Origin of the sequence: Saccharicrinis aurantiacus (assembly GCF_001660705.2) — a bacterium.
GTDB classification, from domain to species: Bacteria; Bacteroidota; Bacteroidia; order Bacteroidales; family Marinilabiliaceae; genus Saccharicrinis; species Saccharicrinis aurantiacus.
In genome coordinates this window covers 1-15604 of sequence record NZ_LYBV02000003.1, presented here as the reverse complement: position 1 = coordinate 15604, position 15604 = coordinate 1, and the positions used below count along the sequence as shown (strand labels likewise).

Sequence of the window (15604 nt, the reverse complement as noted above, 5' to 3'; positions counted from 1 at the left end):
TTAAAATAATCTTCACGCAAAAGCTTCTCTTTATTTGGACAAAATAAAAATAGACAGTATTTTTAGGCAAAATTTATAATTATGCTTATTACTGCAGAAATGAAAATGGCAGATTTAATCCATATGGATTTTCAACTGCTTGCTGTTATTCAACGAATTGGTATTCCTTTGGGGTTTAGAGAAAAATCGATTGATGAGGTTTGCATTGAAAATAATGTGAACACTGATTTTTTTCTACAACTAGCCAATGTATTTCATGATGCAGACTATTTTCCGAAAGAGAAATTTTTAGTTTTTAAGGCAGAGTGGTTTATCGGTTTCTTGCGCAGAACACATCAATGTTATCTTGATCACAAGATACCTGAGATTAATGAAAAGATTGTATCCTTAGTGGATGAAATAAAAGATTCCAGTGCCAACTACGAGCTTATTAAAAACTTCTTCACCGACTATATGCGTGAGTTAAGCGTACATATTGGTCTCGAAGAAAAAACTGTATTCCCCTATATTAGTGCTTTATCAGAATGCATCAATCAAGGAAAAAAGACGGATGATTTTATCCAAAACTTTGAAGAATATGGCATTGATATTTATTTGGATGAGCATAGTGATATCGAAGAAAAGTTATTCGATTTAAAGAATATTCTCATCAAGTATTTAGCACCTCCTACTGATAATTGCAAGTACAATTCTCTTCTGTATGAGATATTCAGACTAGAAACTGATCTTCAAATTCACTCTAAAATTGAAGAGAAAATCCTCATCCCAAAAGTGAGACAAATGGAACAGGAAATTAAAAACTTTTAATCTCTTGTAATTATGATCAAAGTACTTATATGTGAGCCTTCGTACCTTGTTAGAAAAGGACTGATTAGCGTTTTAAACGAATTAAAGGGTGGAATTGATATTAAGGAAACCGCATCAACGGATGATATTATAGAAACAATTGGAGACACTGCTCCGAACATTTTTATAATTAACACCTCGATAAGCTCTATTTTAAATATGGAGCAATTATTAAAAGATTCTAATGATGAGATTGAAGTAGTTTCTGTTTTTAATTCGCCATTAAATTTAGATAGTAGCAATACTCAAATTTCAATTTTCGATTCAAAATCCACGCTTCTTAATAAGTTAGGAGAAATTATTAAGAGCATTGACATTCATAACGAACAGGAAACTGCTTCTGAAGAATTAAGCGATAGAGAAAAGGATGTATTGCGCGAAATTGCATTAGGAAAAACCAACAAAGAAATAGCAACCAATCTATACATTAGCACACACACGGTTATTTCTCATAGAAAAAACATTACGCGAAAGTTAGGTATTAAAACCGTTTCGGGTTTAACTGTTTATTCAATATTGAACCAAATAATTTCAGTTGAGGATATATCTTAATTAAATTTCAATTGTCTAACTTAAAAGGTCATTCTTAGGAAACTTAACTGAGAAAGTAGAACCTACGTTTAATTCCGTCTCAAACCAAATCTCACCTTTATTAATATTTACCATATTCTTTACAATTGCTAAACCTAAGCCCATACCTGATGATTTGGTAGTAAAGTTTGGCATAAACAACTTATCCTTAATCTCATCCGGAATACCTCTTCCGTTATCTTTTACTCTAATAACAATATTATCGTCAACATCTTCAATATGCACTTCAATTAATCCATCTTGTTTGTCAGGGATGGCTTGCATTGCATTTTTAATAAGATTGTTAAATACACTTATGAGCTGTTTAGGGTCAGCATAAACCAGATACTCTCCTCCTACCCTATTTATCACCCTAAACACTACCTTCTCTTCTTTATCGAACAAATGAACACATTGTAACAACGATTCAATTATATTGATTTGCTCGCGCTGTGCAGCGGGCATTTTAGCAAAATTAGAGAACTCTGAAGCAATGGATGACAACTTATCTATTTGATCAATTAAAGTTGATGATACACGCTTCAATTTCATATCAAAATCATCCGCATCATCCTGCCTTGCCAACTCCAAATATTGAATACTCAACTTCATCGGCGTAAGCGGATTTTTAATTTCATGCGCTATCTGCTGTGCCATTTCGCGCCAAGCTAATTCTCGTTGCGATTTTGCCAAATTCTCAGCGCTACTTGCCAACTCATCAACCATTCGGTTATACTCAGTAACAAGCTTACCTATCTCATCGTTCCATTTATATTCTATTTTCTCGTTTCTTACACCCAATTGCAAACGACTCATTTTATCTTGTACCACTAAAAGTGGATAGGTAATTCGTCGAGATATGACAACTGTTAATGCAAAAACGATAATTAAAAAGATCAAATAAAAATTCAAAATCCCCATTACCAAAGAAGATACTTCTTCTCTAATTTCTGATGTACCAATAAAATAAGGCATATTGATGTAAGCCATTATTTCATTTTTATTATTAAAGAAAGGAACGTATGCCGACAAAAACTCTAGGTCACCAATCTTCTCATATTGGATAAATTCGTTTTCGAGATTATTTCTCATTGCCAAAAAGCCAGCGCTATTCATTAAGTGACTCTGTAATCCTTTTTCGTACAACTCTGGTCGAGAAGTGGCCATTAACCGTCCTCCCAGACTATACATATTTATATCTGTATAAAATACATTTGAGAATTTAGTAAGTAAAGAAGTTAAATAAGCTTCATCCTCTTCTGTGATGTCTACTTTTGAGCCTATTTTATGTTCAAGCTCCATCAAAATAGACTTGGTTTTTTCTGATAATATTTGATGATTTTTCTCCTCAAACCTATTTAAACTTTGCCAAACAGACCCCCCTGCAATAGCTATAAGTAATAAAAACATTAAACTTATGATGGATACCTGTATCCGCTCATGAATAGAGAAATTCCTAAATAATTGCCCTTTTTTTACTTTGATGATGGATACGAGTATTGAACCAAATACAAAATAAAAAATAAAGAAACTAGAAAAGGCAACCAACAACATATTAAAGTCAATCACTGGCAAAGACAAAATAATAGTTACATCATCTTCAGGATGATACACCATATGATCAAAACCTTTATACCTAAAGGTTCCATAGTTTTCAAGTTCTGAACCCTTTGAAAAAACTTCTTTTGAGTACGAAAAATCTCCGGTTTGTTTTACCAATTCCTGATTTACGTATTTACCATATGAATAATGCGTAAAAGGCTCCTTTAACTTTCGCTCACGTTCCGTAAGCAACAACTCTGGATATCCAGCCCCTTCAAAAAACGGCTTTGCAACCAACTCTAAAAATAAAGTTACTTCTTGATCTGAATTTGCGTAAAAGGTAAACACCCCAAAGTAGGTAATTACATCAACCGGCGAACTCATAAAGTAATAGTTATTACTACCTAAAACTTTGGTACCATGATTTTTTAAAATTCCTTTAAAATAACTATAGCAATCATATAGGCTATCGGTTTGTGTTAATCTAACCTCGCCCCCAGGCCAACATGGAATCAATTGTAAATCATACCTCGACAAATACCCATCAAAATAGACTTTTGATAAATGTCGCTGAATTTGCCTTACATCCATATTAGGTTTTGTAAGCTCCTGCAATAAAAAGGTATCCTTATTTATAAGTTGTTCTTTTTCTTTTAGTAGTAGCTCTGATAGAGGATCCTCTTCTAATATTAATCGAAAAGAAAGATTATCAATCAGTAAACGCCTTTCCTCATTTTCTTTATCTACATAATGAATTAAAAATACAACTACTGCATAAGCTGCAAAGAAAAATATAAACCAAATAAAAGAAGTATAAGCGTGTCTGTTCGGATTTTGTTTGATCCATAATAACAGCATATACAACAGTATAACACCAACCTGAATAATATAATGCAGAAGATTATGACAAAACAATAAAGAAATGGCTACTACAACACACAATACAATTAATTGTAGTCGCTTAGTAAAATGCAAGTAAAAACTCCTCAACATTTTTTCTAACACAAGAACCGAAGACAACCAAAGAAGGGCAGTTATAAAGATTCGAACCACTCCGTATACTTGAATATCGGTAACCTTAAATACAAGCGTTGCTACCGGAGAATGATCGAACATTTCAATTATAATATGATTAGCTACAAACCAAATTGCAACCCCTATCACAATATTGAAAACTAACATCAGGTATTTGCGCCAAAGTATTTCGCCTCCGAAAGAAGAGCTACCTAAATCTATATACCTATAAAACAATAGTGCATGCATATACACTAGAATTGCAAAAAATAACAGACTACCAAGATTGGATAAAAACCTATTTACGCCAAAATGTATTGGTGAGAATAAGGCCGTTTCAAATAGAATACCTGGCCAATTTAAATAACTATGTGCTGCGTAAAGTATAAATATAAATAATGTACTGCCATAAAAAATAATCCACTTAACTTTATTCGATTTGGCTTTTTTCAGTTCATTAATAATAACGCTAAAGTAAATTAACAGGCAAATTATAAAAAACATTATGCTTATATAAGCATAAATTACATTCTCTTTTTGGCAATTCTCAATTGAAAATAAGAAAGTACCATCTTCGTCAGTAACCTGAAGCTGACCTTCAATTTGCTTGGTAATTAACTTACAATCATCATTAAACGGACTAGCAATTGTATAGGCATCATGTAAAAATGCATTATTATAAGGATACTCTTTTCTTAAACTTATAATGGATATTACTTTTTGCTTATGATGCTTGTATACATGAACCCATGCCCACTCATTTTCAAGCTTAACTACTTGCTGGTCGAACTGCTGAATACCTTCGTTTTTATAAGAGAGCATTTGATCACTCCATGCCACTAACGAATCGTTCTCGTAAATTAAAAAATCATACCCCTCGGGTTTATCGTTTAAAGATTTTTCTACAAGTTTCCATGGAGTTTCCTTATCTAATGCTTTAAGCACACCAGTGGAATATTCCTGAGCTTCATGTTTTTTTTCTATCAAGGTAGTTCTAAAGCTACGCAGATTAAAAGCACCATCAGTATTATGCTTGTATATTGAGGCAAATATTATTGACAATAATACAGATACTACAAACAGAACATGAATGGATTTTATTTTATCAATCATTGAAGATAGACTCATAAACTAGTTTTCAATAGAAATTAATCGTGATGATATGGTTGATTCTTTAATATTGTAAAAGCACGATAAATTTGCTCAACAAAAATAAGGCGTACCATTTGGTGCGAGAATGTCATTGCTGATAAAGATACTTTTCCATTGCTTTTTTTATAAACTTCATCGGAGAAACCATAAGGTCCACCGATTACAAACACCAGTCTCTTTAATCCTCTTAGCATTTTTTGCTCCATAAAATTAGAAAAACCACGAGAAGAAAAGCTCTTACCTCCTTCATCTAATAATATCAACTCATCGCCCGATTGTAATTGAGCCAATATAAGCTCCCCTTCTTTTTGCTTTTGCTGAAGAGCTTTCATATTCTTTGTATTCTTAATATCAGGAATTACCTTCATTTCAAAAGGCACATAATGCTTAAGTCTATCTATAAATTTAGAAATCCCTTTTTCAAGATATTGCTCATCGGTTTTACCAATTACAACCAAAACTACTTTCATTCTAACAAAAAAACTAATGTTACGTAAAACGTATTAAAATAATATACGCATTGCCATATTATACTAAATACATAACTAATATTATACCATTTAAGTAAAAAATGCATCACAAATAAACAAAAATAAGTAAAGATATAGTGGATTAATATTTGGATCGGTTATTTTTGTTTGACCAAAACATAAAAATATGACAAACCTAAATTTTAGAATACACACACCATTGCTTGTAATTCTTCTTTTAATGGGAATTACTATAGAGAGTTCTGCTCAATTTCCTGCGGAAATTACCAAGGCAACACAGAGTGCAAACTCGCCTGAGTTATCAGAATACTTCAATTCTAAAATAGAATTAGTTCTGCCTGAGAAATCAGGTGTTTTCAGCAAAGAACAAGCTCAACTAGTAATGAGCAGCTTTTTTAAAAACAACCCAGCCCAAAGCTTTAAAATAATACACCAAAGCAACAGACAAAGCTCTTCATTTGCTATTGGGAAATACAAAACACAAAATAATATTTTTAGATTTTATTTTCTAACAAAAACAACTGAAGATAAAACCTTTATACATCAATTAAGAATAGAACAAGAAGATGATTAATGAGTCAGTTTTAAATACAATTGTTGACAACGCAATTAAAGAAGATATTGGAGATGGTGATCACTCATCTCAATCATGCATTCCGGATACCGCAATTGGTAAGATGCAACTTTTAGCCAAAGAAGATGGAGTTTTAGCAGGTGTAAAAATTGGCGAACACATTTTCAGAAGATTTGATCCTAACATTAAAATTGAAACATTTATTAAAGACGGTGCAGTTATAAAACCTGGAGATGTTGTTTTAACAGTTGAGGGTAAAGTGCTTGATTTACTAAAAGCAGAAAGACTTGTTCTTAATATGATGCAGCGCATGAGTGGTATTGCTACCAACACGCGCAAATATGTAACTGAACTAGAAGGCTTGCACACAAGAATACTTGATACTAGAAAAACGACTCCTGGCCTAAGAGAAATTGAAAAACTTGCTGTAAAAATTGGCGGTGGTGTAAACCATAGAATAGGACTATACGATATGGTGATGCTTAAGGACAACCATATTGATTTTGCTGGCGGCATTGAAAAAGCTGTAGCAAAAGTTAAGCAATACTTAATAGAGAAAAATAAGAATCTCAAGATTGAAGTTGAAGTGCGAGATTTTGATGAATTAAATCAAGTACTCGCCATTGAGGGAGTGCAGAGAGTTATGCTTGATAACTTCACTCCTGCCAATACTAAAAAAGCAGTAGAACTAATAAACGGAAGACTTGAGACTGAGTCATCGGGTGGTATTACTTTTGAAACTATTAGAGCTTATGCGGAGTGCGGAGTTGATTATATCTCGGTTGGTGCATTAACACACCATATTAAAAGTTTAGATTTAAGTTTAAAAGCTCTATAAATCAAATTATGCAATACGACTTCGAACTTGAATTTAAGGTAAGGGATTACGAGTGCGACCTACAAGGCATTGTAAATAACTCAGTATATCAAAATTACTTAGAGCATACACGCCATGAGTTTTTAGACTCCATTGGGCTTAACTTTTCCAAATTGTTTGATGATGGTATAGTAGCTGTTGTTGCTCGTATCGATTTAGCCTATAAAACTCCACTAAAAAGTAACGACAAGTTTGTTGTAAAAACAAGGGTTGAACTTAAAGGAGTTAAGTATATCTTTCATCAAGACATATATCGCCTCAGCGATAATAAAATTTGCTTAAAAGGTATTGTGACAACCACTAGCTTAATAAATGGGAAGCTTGGTATTTCTGAAGAAATTATTAAACCATTACAAAATATTATTGATCAACGATCATAAAACAAAAATCCCAGTGAAGTTAACTTCATTGGGATTTTTTATATTTTCAAAATCGTTTTGAGAAGATTCTATCTGAACAAACAATTTCTTGGCTTAGTACCCACTTCAATCTCTTCTTCCATAATACCAAAGCTATCAAATACAATCACCTTTGATTCTTCTGATAAAGTACTATAAAACATTCCATTTCTTGAGCTAACATCTACTGCATCGAAAACTACATCTGCATAATCTTGTCCAAACACTTTTTTAAAGTTTAATCCATAATCATTATCGGCATCTAACTTATCAAAATCATTAACGTTAAACGAATAAGCACCTTTATTTATATAATAAACAGTTCCTCCTCCTAAAGAAGTTGATATTCCTCGTCTACCTTTACCATAATAACCACCGTCAAAAGGTAAGTTTGTCACATCACGCTCACCTTCATCATTAGCTGTATAACTAATACGCACTAAACCCGCGTTTGATTTTGGACTTTCACCTTCACCTTCGCACAATACCCACAAGTTACTATGTACATCAATAACCATATCAACAGGATTAACTAATGTTTCAATCTTAACAGTATCGATAGTCTGATTTCTCACTAAATCAACAATCATAATACCATTTTCAAGATCACTTGTATTAGCAACATAAACTAACTTACCTTTATCGTAAGCTATTTTTGTAGGATTAATTCCAACTTTAATGGTTTCTTTAATTGAAAGAGTTGTCGCATCTATTTTTAAAAGTTCTCCTGAAGTCATTTCATCTGCTCCTGCTATTGTAGCATAAACAAAGGTATCAGAAACACAAACCACATCTGTGGCATTAGCCACTGACGCTGATGTCATTTCTGATTTAAAATCATCAAGGTTCACTTTTTCGATAACAGAACTATTCCCCTCCGACATTAAAAAATACCCTTTTTCCGATCCGAAAGAGGCCGCCAACATTTCTCCTGTTAATGGTCTATCATTTATTTCGTTAAAAAGCTCGTTGGTTAAAGTATCTGCATGATAATGCGTAACACTTCCGTTTGCACTACCACTACCTTGGTTCATTACAAAGGTTCCTACAATAGAGGTTTCTTTACCATAGTTGGAGTTGTTGATACTGCATGAAACAGATATTACACAAAAAACCAATAATATGCTTGGAAAAAAATTCTTCATTCTGATTATTCTGATTTTTTAAAACGTACTAACAATATAATTTTCAAAGTGCAAATATAAGATTACCTATTAATTAATGTGTAATATCTATGAAATTATTAAACATCACCAATTAAGTTTAAATTAATAGCCCATCGAGAAGAGAATATTTATATAGAAGATATTTTCATCTTTTATACCTAAACATTAGCACGGAATAAAAACATCAATTATATTTGCGCAAAATTTTGGTTCCATAAATTTTATGGATTAAAAGGGAATCCGGTGATCACTTTAGTGAAATTCCGGAGCTGTACCCGCAGCTGTAAGTTTCTAAACAATTATTGCATCTCACACCACTGTTAATACAATTAATGGGAAGGTAGCAATAATAAGAAACGAGCCAGAAGACCTACCAAATATTGTTTAACAAAAGCTTCGGGAGCTAGGCTGTTAAGGATATTCTTAATTGAAGGTCTTTTCTATTTCTCCCCTTGCGTTTATGATTTTTTCAGATGTATATAAAATTAGGCATTTGCTTAGTTATTATTGGACTTTATTCATTTCAATTATTCGGACAGGACACATTTTCTGAAGAAGAGTCGCTCTTTTTAGCAGGCCTAGATACCGTATATATAGATAATGTAGATGTAGTAAGTAAAAAAATAAACCTATATGAGGTTGGTGGTAAAAAGGAAACATTTACGCCAATGCAAAAACAAACAACAGAGGCAGGTAATTTAAGTGACTTAATATCAAGATACCAGCCCATATACGTTAAATCTGATGCTGGCGGACTTTCTTCCATTCGAGTAAGGGGTACTTCAGACAATCACACCTCTGTTAAACTTAGAGGATTAGAAATAAATTCTCAAACCCTAGGAAGTTATAATTCAAGTAATGCTCCTGTATTTTTATTTGATCAAGTAGAGTTAACCTATGGTAGTTCAACAGCTACAAAAGGATCTGGCTCAATAGGAGGAAACGTAAACCTAGGCTTAGAAAACAAATATAACGCAGGAGTTAACTCTGAGGTAAAATTAAGCGCAGGCAGTTTTGGTGAATACATGGCCGGTGCTAAAGTATTTGCAAGCAATGGCAAATTCGAATCAATATCAAGGTTAGCTTATTACGAAAAAGAGAATAACTTCCCATTTACCAATACATCAAGCTACGACTTTGAAAAACAAGAATTTACAAGAGACACACAAAAAAATGCACGCATAGAAAACCTCAATTTCATACAACAACTTAACTATAGGTGGAATAAAGACAAGAGCATTTCGTCCGTAATTTGGTTGGCTAAAAACAGACACGAAGGTCAACCTAACATGAATGAAAATCAAAACCCGAACACCAGATACCTTGAGGATGAAAACATACGAACATGGGTGCAATTTGACAACATAACAAATGGCATAAACTATTACATAGGGGCTGGATACGTTTTTGATAATGCCATTGACTACAATAATAAAGCTCAAAAAATAGCAACTCAACGAATTATTGCCGAAACAGGTGCATCTAAAGAGTACAATAAAATAAGCGTTAAAGCCGGAATGCGCAATGTTTATATTAAACCTGATGTATATGCTTATGATGATAATATAGATGAGAACAGGTTTTCAGTATTTGCATCCCTGCTTTATAAGCCAAGCCCTTGGTTAAAAACTACCTTAAACCTAAGGCAGCAAGTTGTTACTGAGTTTAGTGCACCATTCACTCCTTCATTAGGGTTTGATGCCCGCCTTTGGTACAATTCTCAGAGTATAATATCTGTTTTAGGAAGTTTACAAAGAGCATATAGAATCCCCACTCTGAATGATAGGTTTTGGGGTCAGGATGGGTATACAGGAAATAAAAACATTAGTCCGGAAGATGCCACTAGCTACGAACTAGGTTTTAATTACTTATATGCTCTTGATGATAAGTGGGTAGCCAATGCAAAAATAAATGCATTCTATATGGATGTTGACAATTGGTTAATGTGGATTCAAGGTACCAATGGTTGGTATGCCGAAAATATTGCCCACGTAATTAGCAATGGAGTTGAGTTTAGTGGTTCGCTTACTCGCAATTATGGCCAACATAAAACCACTCTTGGTGGTAACTTCTCATACAACTCTGCAGAGAGAAAAAAATCAGAACTAGAAACAGACAAACTAAATGAACAAATTGAGTATGTTCCTATATACAATGGCAACCTATACATGCAGCATCAGTATAAAAAATGGGATGTCGGTATTGATGGCTCATATGTAGGCGAACGAAAATACAATCAGGTAGGAGGAAAATTAGATGCATTCAAACTCATCAATCTATCATGTGCCTATAACATGAATATTAATAAAAACAAACTCACCATTTCGGCTAACATAAACAATCTACTGAGTGAAGAATATCAAAATCAGTATAACTATGCGATGCCCGAAATAAATTATAGAATAGGAATTAATTATACATTTTAATACATAAACCATGAACAAATTACGATTACTACTTTTAGCACTACCTTTTTTATTCGCTTCTTGCTCCAATGATGATGACAACAAACCATCTTTAAAAATAACAGGACATTACGTTTTAAATTACGGTAGCTATAGTGCTACAGTTGGTTCATTATCATACATTGATTTAGAAAACAACACAGTACAAAACGGAGCTTATGAGAGTGCCAATGGCGTGAGCATGTCTGGAAAACCACAATATGCCTATGAATATAAAGGAAACATTTACTTTATGGGAAATGCTAAAGATGAAATATTCCATGTAAGTGCTGATGATTTAACACAAACTCAAAATGGTGTTGCTGAAGATATCATTAAGCCACGTTTTTGCGTAGGTAACGGAGATTATTTATACATCTCATGTTGGGGCGGTGATATCTGGGCTCCTGAGAACAGAGAAAAAAGTTACATTGCAAAGTATAACATCAACACAAATACCGTTGAAAAAAAAATAATGTTACCAGATGGTCCAGAAGGACTAGCAATAGTAGATAACACTCTTTATTGCACTTTAAATTACACCAACAAAATCGCAATGGTAAATTTAAACACAGAAAAAATTACCTACATCGAAGATTTACCAGCTGTCTCTACCTATTTTATTAAAGATAATAGCAATAACTTATACGTATCTCTTGTATCAAGTTACACTGATGGAGTTATTGAGTTAATAAAAGAACCAGGTTTAGGTTATATCAACACCTCCACAAACGAACTTGAAGCCAATTACAAGTTTGAAGGAATAAGCGGCCTCTACAGCTCTGTATTAGCTTTCAATACCGACAAATCAAAACTTTATGTTGTTGGAGGAAGCTATGGTGCCAATGGCTATAGTGGTGGTATTTATTCTTTTAACACTAACAGCAAAACATTTGACGAAACTCCTTTTGTTGATAATATTAGTGGCATAAATGGCGTGTACTACAATATCACTTCTAATTTAATATATGTTATGATATCACAAAGCACCACAACAAATGGTCTTCTAAAAACCTATGATACAGAGGGAAATATTATTGAAGAATATGCGACAGGTATTTCACCCGGATGGATAGTTGATGTGACAAAATAATCTTTATTTAAGGATAATGCAATAAAGCATGTTTTACCTATGTGTAGAACATGCTTTTTTTTGTCTTTTATATTAAGCTCTCCAATCAAAATTGTATTTTTACTGCATTACAGAATTTGCAAATAGAATATGAGCGACATACAAAATCAAATAGTAGCCTTAAGGGCTGAATTAAATAAGCACAACCACAATTATTACGTAAACAACACACCCGAAATAAGCGACTTCGACTTTGATCAACTTATGAACAAACTGATTGAACTCGAAAAGCAGAATCCACAATTTAACGACCCCAATAGCCCTACTCAAAGAGTAGGCAGCGATATTTCAAACGACTTCACCCAAATTACGCACCAATATCCGATGCTATCATTGGGGAATACTTATAATGAAAATGAAATATCTGATTTTCACGACAGGGTCCATAAGAGCATTGGTGATGTTGAATACGTTTGTGAATTAAAATACGACGGAACATCGATTAGCCTCAATTACGAAAACGGTTTGCTAAAACATGCTGTAACTAGAGGCGATGGCGAAAAAGGCGATGATGTTACCGAAAATGTTAAAACCATAAAAAGCATCCCCCTACAATTAAGTGGTAATTATCCAGATAAATTTGAGATAAGGGGTGAAATTGTTTTGCCACATTCACAATTCGAAAAAATAAACCAAGAGCGTATTAAAAATGAAGAGCTTCCATTCGCTAATCCCAGAAATGCAGCTTCAGGTTCCTTAAAAATGAAAAAGAGTAGTGAGGTAGCCAAGCGAGGACTAGATTGCTACTTATACTATATACTAGGAGACAATCTTCCATCAACCCTACACACAGAAAATTTAGAAATAGCACGATCGTGGGGCTTTAAGATACCTACTGATTACAAAAAGTGTAATTCTCTTGATGAAATAAATACATTTATATCCGATTGGGATGAGAAACGACACAGTTTGCCCTTTGAAATTGATGGCATAGTTATTAAGGTAAACGATATCAATATACAAAATGAATTGGGTTATACTGCAAAATCACCACGATGGGCAATATCTTACAAGTTCCAAGCTGAAGAAGCAAAAGCAAAATTACTTTCAGTAAGTTACCAAGTAGGCCGAACTGGAAGAATTACGCCTGTAGCCAACCTTTCTCCCATTCAACTTGCCGGAACAACAGTGCAAAGAGCATCGTTACACAATGCCGATATTATTAACGAATTAGATTTACATCAAAACGATAATGTTTGGGTTGAAAAAGGAGGCGAAATTATTCCAAAAATTACACGAGTTGAAATTAAGGATAGAGACAACTCGGCAGTAAAAGTGGAATACATTACTCAATGCCCTGAATGCGGAACTCAATTGATCAGACCCGAAGGCGAAGCATCTCACTTTTGCCCCAACGATAAAGGATGTAAACCACAACAAAAAGGAAAGATTGAGCATTTTGTAAGCCGAAAAGCACTAAACATCGATTCTCTTGGTGAGCAAGTTGTAGATCTACTATTTGAAGAAGGGCTTGTTAAAAACATTGCAGATATTTACGATCTGAATTATGAGAAATTAATTGGACTATCTAAATCTGTATCAAAAGACGGAAAGAAAGTTTACTCCTTTAAAGAGAAGTCAACCCAAAAACTATTGGATGGCATTGAAAAATCCAAAACCATTCCCTTCTCTTCCGTTTTGTTTGGTATAGGCATAAAGCATGTTGGAGCAACAGTTGCAAAAACGCTAACGCAAAAGTTCAACAATATTGAGCTTCTATCTAAGGCAACTAAAGAAGAATTAATCGAAACAGATGATATTGGACCAAAAGTTGCAGAAAGCATCACAAATTTCTTTTCTGATGAGGAAAATACGGACATAATTAATCGACTTAAAGAAAATGGTATTCAATTAGAATCTGAAAAGGTAGAAATTTTAGAAGGGAATTTTACCAACCAATCATTTGTGGTAAGTGGAACCTTTACCAATTACAGCCGCGATGAAGTAAAGAAAATAATTGAAGAAAATGGAGGCAAAAACTTGAGTGGTGTATCTTCTAAAACTACTTATCTTGTTGCTGGCGAAAAAACAGGCCCTAGTAAACTCAGTAAAGCAGAAAAACTAGGTATCCAAATAATAAACGAATCTGAATTTATAGCCTTACTAAATAAATAATACCAATGAATATTATAACAAAAACAAGAGTTGGTATATCTAAGTACCTAATTAAAAAACAGCAGAAAAAGTTAAATCGACAAATTGAAGTCTGCAATATTCATAAAGCACAAAATGCACTAATAGTAGGTAATATATCAAATGAGGAAGGCATTAAAGCCATTCAAAAAATGAAGGCATTTTTTGCAGAGCGAAACTTAAACTGTGAAGTAATTGGATATTCGAACAAAAAAAACGCTTCTAATCTAATTAGTGATACAAAACACCACTATCTTACAAATGATAACTTTAGCTATTTTTACATCCCAAAGTTAGTTGAGGTAAAAACCGTTCTTAATAAATCGCATGATGTATTGGTGAATTTATACGAAGAACACTCCTATCAAATAGAAAGCGTTGTTAAACTATCTAATGCTAAATTTAAAGTAGGCTGCTCAAGTTTTGAGGCTGACACACACGATCTTTTATTAAATATCAAAGAAACGCAAAAAGACCCACTTTTTATTACAGAACAAATGCAGCATTATATTACTATAATAAATTCGTAACTTCAACCGATTATATTTTTAACCTTTTTTGAACAAATAACTTGGGGCTACATTTAAATCCCATTAATCAAAAAAATAAAACAATAAAGTATGAACACTAAATTATTATCATTTCTCTTATTCATTGCTTTAGTTGCGAGCTCATGCTCACATAAAGTAGAACGCGTATCACCAGATGAAACTATTGATTTAAGTGGACGATGGAATGATGCTGACTCAAAAATGGTGGCTGAAGCTATGGTTGATCAAATTTTATCCGGTGGTTGGATAGATAACTTTGCTAAGGCAAATGATGGAGCCAAACCCGTTGTTGTGGTTGGGCTAGTTTCAAACAAGTCACACGAGCACATCAACTCTGCAACATTCATTAAAGATGTTGAACGATCATTTATTAACAGTGGTAGAGTTCGTTTGGTGCAAGCTGCCGACAAAAGAGAGCAATTAAGAAGCGAACGCGCTGCACAACAAGAATTTGCTTCATCAGCAACAGCAAAAAAATGGGGTAAAGAGTTAGGAGCTGATTTTATGCTTAATGGCGATATCAATTCAATTGTAGATACTTACAAAAAAGAACGCGTTAATTTTTACCAGACAAATCTAGAGCTATCTGATTTGGAAACAAATGAGATCGTTTGGATTGGTGATAAAAAAATCAAAAAATACATCAATAAATAAAACCATTAAGGCTATCATTTAAAGCTATGATAGCCTTTTTATTTTACCACTCACCACTTC

General features: G+C 33.4%; 13 protein-coding genes and 1 riboswitch. Of the genes, 10 read left to right on the top strand and 3 right to left on the bottom strand.

Translation table 11 applies throughout. The features are described from left to right. The first annotated feature begins 81 nt into the window (after nt 1-81). The gene (locus A8B35_RS02335; RefSeq protein ID WP_075601837.1) at nt 82-807 is read left to right on the top strand and encodes a hemerythrin domain-containing protein; all 726 of its coding nucleotides are present in this window, start codon (nt 82-84) and stop codon (nt 805-807) included. A 12-nt stretch (nt 808-819) separates the two neighbouring features. Further along, on the top strand, nt 820-1398 hold the full coding sequence (locus A8B35_RS02330) for a response regulator transcription factor (protein WP_075601836.1): 579 nt from the start codon (nt 820-822) through the stop codon (nt 1396-1398). Between the two features lie 15 nt (nt 1399-1413). On the opposite strand, the gene A8B35_RS02325 is transcribed toward A8B35_RS02330, so the two are convergent. Next, complete coding sequence (locus tag A8B35_RS02325; RefSeq protein ID WP_083634272.1) at nt 1414-5100, bottom strand: sensor histidine kinase; 3687 nt, start codon at nt 5098-5100, stop codon at nt 1414-1416. A gap of 20 nt (nt 5101-5120) precedes the next feature. Then, a complete protein-coding gene (gene rlmH, locus A8B35_RS02320; protein WP_075601834.1) occupies nt 5121-5594 on the bottom strand; it encodes a 23S rRNA (pseudouridine(1915)-N(3))-methyltransferase RlmH in 474 nt (157 codons plus the stop codon). A gap of 187 nt (nt 5595-5781) precedes the next feature. Here rlmH and A8B35_RS02315 point away from each other — a divergent pair, with 187 nt between their 5' ends. Genes A8B35_RS02315 through A8B35_RS02305 form a run of 3 tightly spaced genes read left to right on the top strand, consistent with a single transcriptional unit; the run spans nt 5782 to nt 7446 of the window. After that, nucleotides 5782-6189, top strand: a complete 408-nt coding sequence (locus A8B35_RS02315; RefSeq protein WP_075601833.1) for a DUF4783 domain-containing protein — start codon at nt 5782-5784, stop codon at nt 6187-6189. After that, nucleotides 6182-7027: a carboxylating nicotinate-nucleotide diphosphorylase gene (nadC, locus tag A8B35_RS02310; protein WP_222844085.1), complete on the top strand. Its 846-nt coding sequence runs from the start codon at nt 6182-6184 to the stop codon at nt 7025-7027. Before A8B35_RS02315 ends, nadC begins: the two co-directional genes overlap by 8 nt. A gap of 8 nt (nt 7028-7035) precedes the next feature. Continuing rightward, nucleotides 7036-7446 (top strand): acyl-CoA thioesterase, encoded by a 411-nt coding sequence (locus A8B35_RS02305; protein ID WP_075601832.1) that lies wholly within the window; start codon nt 7036-7038, stop codon nt 7444-7446. A 68-nt stretch (nt 7447-7514) separates the two neighbouring features. Here A8B35_RS02305 and A8B35_RS02300 read toward each other — a convergent pair whose 3' ends face one another. Next, a complete protein-coding gene (locus A8B35_RS02300; RefSeq protein ID WP_075601831.1) occupies nt 7515-8609 on the bottom strand; it encodes a YncE family protein in 1095 nt (364 codons plus the stop codon). A 211-nt stretch (nt 8610-8820) separates the two neighbouring features. Beyond that, nucleotides 8821-9022: riboswitch (cobalamin riboswitch) on the top strand. Nucleotides 9023-9103: 81 nt separating this feature from the next. Between A8B35_RS02300 and A8B35_RS02295 the strand changes: the two genes are divergently transcribed. The 5 genes from A8B35_RS02295 (at nt 9104) to A8B35_RS02275 (ending at nt 15544) form a co-directional block, all read left to right on the top strand. After that, nucleotides 9104-11056 carry a TonB-dependent receptor gene (locus tag A8B35_RS02295; protein WP_075601830.1) on the top strand — a complete coding sequence of 651 codons (1953 nt, stop codon included), beginning with the start codon at nt 9104-9106 and terminating at the stop codon, nt 11054-11056. A 10-nt stretch (nt 11057-11066) separates the two neighbouring features. After that, a complete protein-coding gene (locus A8B35_RS02290; RefSeq protein ID WP_075601829.1) occupies nt 11067-12167 on the top strand; it encodes an NHL repeat-containing protein in 1101 nt (366 codons plus the stop codon). A 129-nt stretch (nt 12168-12296) separates the two neighbouring features. Further along, nucleotides 12297-14321 carry an NAD-dependent DNA ligase LigA gene (gene ligA, locus A8B35_RS02285; RefSeq protein WP_075601828.1) on the top strand — a complete coding sequence of 675 codons (2025 nt, stop codon included), beginning with the start codon at nt 12297-12299 and terminating at the stop codon, nt 14319-14321. A gap of 5 nt (nt 14322-14326) precedes the next feature. Beyond that, nucleotides 14327-14869 (top strand): DUF6913 domain-containing protein, encoded by a 543-nt coding sequence (locus A8B35_RS02280; protein WP_075601827.1) that lies wholly within the window; start codon nt 14327-14329, stop codon nt 14867-14869. Nucleotides 14870-14959: 90 nt separating this feature from the next. Next, on the top strand, nt 14960-15544 hold the full coding sequence (locus tag A8B35_RS02275; protein WP_075601826.1) for a penicillin-binding protein activator LpoB: 585 nt from the start codon (nt 14960-14962) through the stop codon (nt 15542-15544). Nucleotides 15545-15604 lie beyond the last annotated feature (60 nt).

Excerpts from the sequence above, each read along its gene's own strand:
- A8B35_RS02315 (WP_075601833.1), top strand. The coding sequence starts at position 5,782 with ATGACAAACCTAAATTTTAGAATACACACACCATTGCTTGTAATTCTT.
- A8B35_RS02305 (WP_075601832.1), top strand. The coding sequence starts at position 7,036 with ATGCAATACGACTTCGAACTTGAATTTAAGGTAAGGGATTACGAGTGC.
- A8B35_RS02280 (WP_075601827.1), top strand. The coding sequence starts at position 14,327 with ATGAATATTATAACAAAAACAAGAGTTGGTATATCTAAGTACCTAATT.
- A8B35_RS02335 (WP_075601837.1), top strand. The coding sequence starts at position 82 with ATGCTTATTACTGCAGAAATGAAAATGGCAGATTTAATCCATATGGAT.
- A8B35_RS02325 (WP_083634272.1), bottom strand. The coding sequence starts at position 5,100 with ATGAGTCTATCTTCAATGATTGATAAAATAAAATCCATTCATGTTCTG.
- rlmH (WP_075601834.1), bottom strand. The coding sequence starts at position 5,594 with ATGAAAGTAGTTTTGGTTGTAATTGGTAAAACCGATGAGCAATATCTT.
- A8B35_RS02290 (WP_075601829.1), top strand. The coding sequence starts at position 11,067 with ATGAACAAATTACGATTACTACTTTTAGCACTACCTTTTTTATTCGCT.
- A8B35_RS02300 (WP_075601831.1), bottom strand. The coding sequence starts at position 8,609 with ATGAAGAATTTTTTTCCAAGCATATTATTGGTTTTTTGTGTAATATCT.
- A8B35_RS02330 (WP_075601836.1), top strand. The coding sequence starts at position 820 with ATGATCAAAGTACTTATATGTGAGCCTTCGTACCTTGTTAGAAAAGGA.
- A8B35_RS02295 (WP_075601830.1), top strand. The coding sequence starts at position 9,104 with ATGTATATAAAATTAGGCATTTGCTTAGTTATTATTGGACTTTATTCA.
- ligA (WP_075601828.1), top strand. The coding sequence starts at position 12,297 with ATGAGCGACATACAAAATCAAATAGTAGCCTTAAGGGCTGAATTAAAT.
- A8B35_RS02275 (WP_075601826.1), top strand. The coding sequence starts at position 14,960 with ATGAACACTAAATTATTATCATTTCTCTTATTCATTGCTTTAGTTGCG.
- nadC (WP_222844085.1), top strand. The coding sequence starts at position 6,182 with ATGATTAATGAGTCAGTTTTAAATACAATTGTTGACAACGCAATTAAA.